Source organism: Sphaerisporangium sp. NPDC088356, assembly GCF_040685555.1.
GTDB lineage: Bacteria > Actinomycetota > Actinomycetes > Streptosporangiales > Streptosporangiaceae > Sphaerisporangium.
Genome location: NZ_JBFBIK010000262.1, coordinates 1 through 2,054 on the forward strand (window position 1 = coordinate 1; position 2,054 = coordinate 2,054).

The following is a 2,054-nucleotide window of genomic DNA, read 5'->3' on the forward strand; positions in this document are numbered from 1 at the left end:
GCCCTTTCTATGTCAATCGTCATTGTTTTTAGAAAAGGCGACACAGCACTCCCCCGGCCGGGGGTCGAGCCGCGCGGTGACGCGGCCGTCCCCGAGAGCCGACAGCAGGCCCTCGCACAGGGCCAGGTTCAACGAGCAGACGAGCAACGGACGCTCATCGGCGAGCATGTGGAAAGGGCAGTTGCGCAGGCGGATCGCGTCGCCGTCGTCGTAGGGCTCGTAGCCGCGCTCCTCCAGCGCCTCGCGCAGCTCGGACGCCTTGGCCCGCTCCCCCACCCGCCGGGCGGCGGCCTCGGCGGCCTCCTCGCCGCCGAGCGCGTCCACGGCCTCGGCCAGCACGAGCGCCAGGGTGCGGTAGTCGCGCGGGGGCAGGCTGACCTGGTGCTCCACCGGGGAACGGTGGTAGACCTTGGCCGGGCGCCCGCTGCCAGGCCCGGTGCGCCCGCTCAGCCGGCGGAAGTCCGACTCCAGCAGGCCGGCCTCGACGAGCTTGTCCAGGTGGAAGGCGGCCAGGGTGCGGCCCACCCCCGCCGCCCGCGCGGCCTCGTCCCGGCCGACCTCGTGCCCCTGCCCGGCCACGTAGTCGTACAGCGCCCGGCGCACGGGATCGCGGAGGGCGCCGAGCACATCGAGGGCATCGGGGTGGCCGAGATCGTCACTGCTCACAAGGGCGAGTGTATGGCGGTGCCCGCACCGCCTCCGGAAAGGTACCCGCACCGCCCCGGAAAGGTGCCCGCACCGCCTCAGGAATCGTGGTCGCACGCCTCCGGAAGGGCACCCTCATCGCCTCTGGAAAGCCGAACGGCCGTACCCCCAAGCCCGGGAAGGGCGGGAGTCCGGCCGCGGCGAGCGAAGCGGGAAGCGCGTAGAGGTCAGTAGGCGCCGAGGACGTCGACGACGAAGACGAGGGTGTCGGTGCCCTTGATCTTGTCGCCGGAGCCGGCCTTGCCGTACCCGAGGTCCGGCGGGATGGTCACCAGCACCCGGCTGCCCACCGGGACGCCCACGAGGCTCTGGTCCCAGCCCTTGATGACCTTGCCGACGCCGATCGGGAACATCACCGGCTCGCCTCGGCCCCAGCTGCTGTCGAACTCGCTGTCAGAGCCCCAGATCTTGCCGGTGTAGTGCACGAGGATGGTCTGACCGGTCTTGACCACCGGGCCCGCGCCCTTGATCACGGTCTTGGCGACGAGGCCCTTCGGCGCGGACTCGCTGGTCTTGGTGGTCAGCTTGGGCGCCTGGTCTCCGCCCGGGTTCACCAGCGTGACGCCCTTGACCCCCGGGTCGGTCGGAGTGCCCTGCGCGGCCTTGGCCGTGGGCACGCCCATCACGTCGACAACGTAGACGCTGGCGGTCGAGGTGTCGGCGCCTTGCGACTTGGCCTGCTCGACCTGGTCGGCGGTCAGGCTGTCCTTGGCGACGACGGCGAGGAAGCGGCCGCCGGGCTTGCTGTCCTGGAAGGCCTTGTGCACCACGGAGGGAAGCTTGGAGTCGACCTTGATGAGCTGGGGGGCTCCGTCGTCGTAGGTCGAGCCCGAGGCCGCGTTGCTCTTGCCGTCCCAGCTGTAGGCGGTGAGGTTGGCGACGACCGCGTCACCGTCCTTGACGATGTTGCCCTGGCCCTCGGAGATCGTCTGCGCCGACGAGGTCGCGGGAGGCTTGCCCGCGGGGAAGGTCACCTGCGGTTTCTTCCCGAACTCTCCCGCCACCTTCACACCGGTGGGGGAGGCCCCGGTCTTGGCGGTGACGTCGCCGTTGTTACCGCCGCAGGCGGCGGCGAACAGCAACGGCAAGGCGGCGAGAACGGCCAGTCGGCGCATGGGTATCCCTTGGAAAGACGTCACGTTCGCGTAACACTACCTGACCGCCATGACCGCGTGAGTCAGCCTGACTCGATCTTGCCGAAGTGTGACCTCGCCTTCGGCAAGCACTTCTGGAACGTCCCGGGAAACACCGGGGTAATCACCGGAAACTCCTCTGTGGCCGCCGCAGAGCTCATATGACGCATCGCGAAACTTTCACCTGCGAAGGCCCTCCGGACGGCTCCGCGAGGA

At 69.7% G+C, this 2,054-nt stretch carries 2 protein-coding genes; both read right to left on the bottom strand.

Annotation, left to right across the window (positions count from 1 at the left end; all coding sequences use genetic code 11):
* Positions 1-12: 12 nt before the first annotated feature.
* Positions 13-666 (bottom strand): transcriptional regulator, encoded by a 654-nt coding sequence (locus AB0O34_RS36725; RefSeq protein ID WP_363923608.1) that lies wholly within the window; start codon positions 664-666, stop codon positions 13-15.
* 206 nt (positions 667-872) lie between these two features.
* Positions 873-1,820 (bottom strand): FKBP-type peptidyl-prolyl cis-trans isomerase, encoded by a 948-nt coding sequence (locus AB0O34_RS36730; protein ID WP_363923610.1) that lies wholly within the window; start codon positions 1,818-1,820, stop codon positions 873-875.
* Positions 1,821-2,054: the final 234 nt, after the last annotated feature.

Coding starts and splice junctions, on each gene's coding strand:
- AB0O34_RS36730 (WP_363923610.1), bottom strand. CDS start 1,820: ATGCGCCGACTGGCCGTTCTCGCCGCCTTGCCGTTGCTGTTCGCCGCC.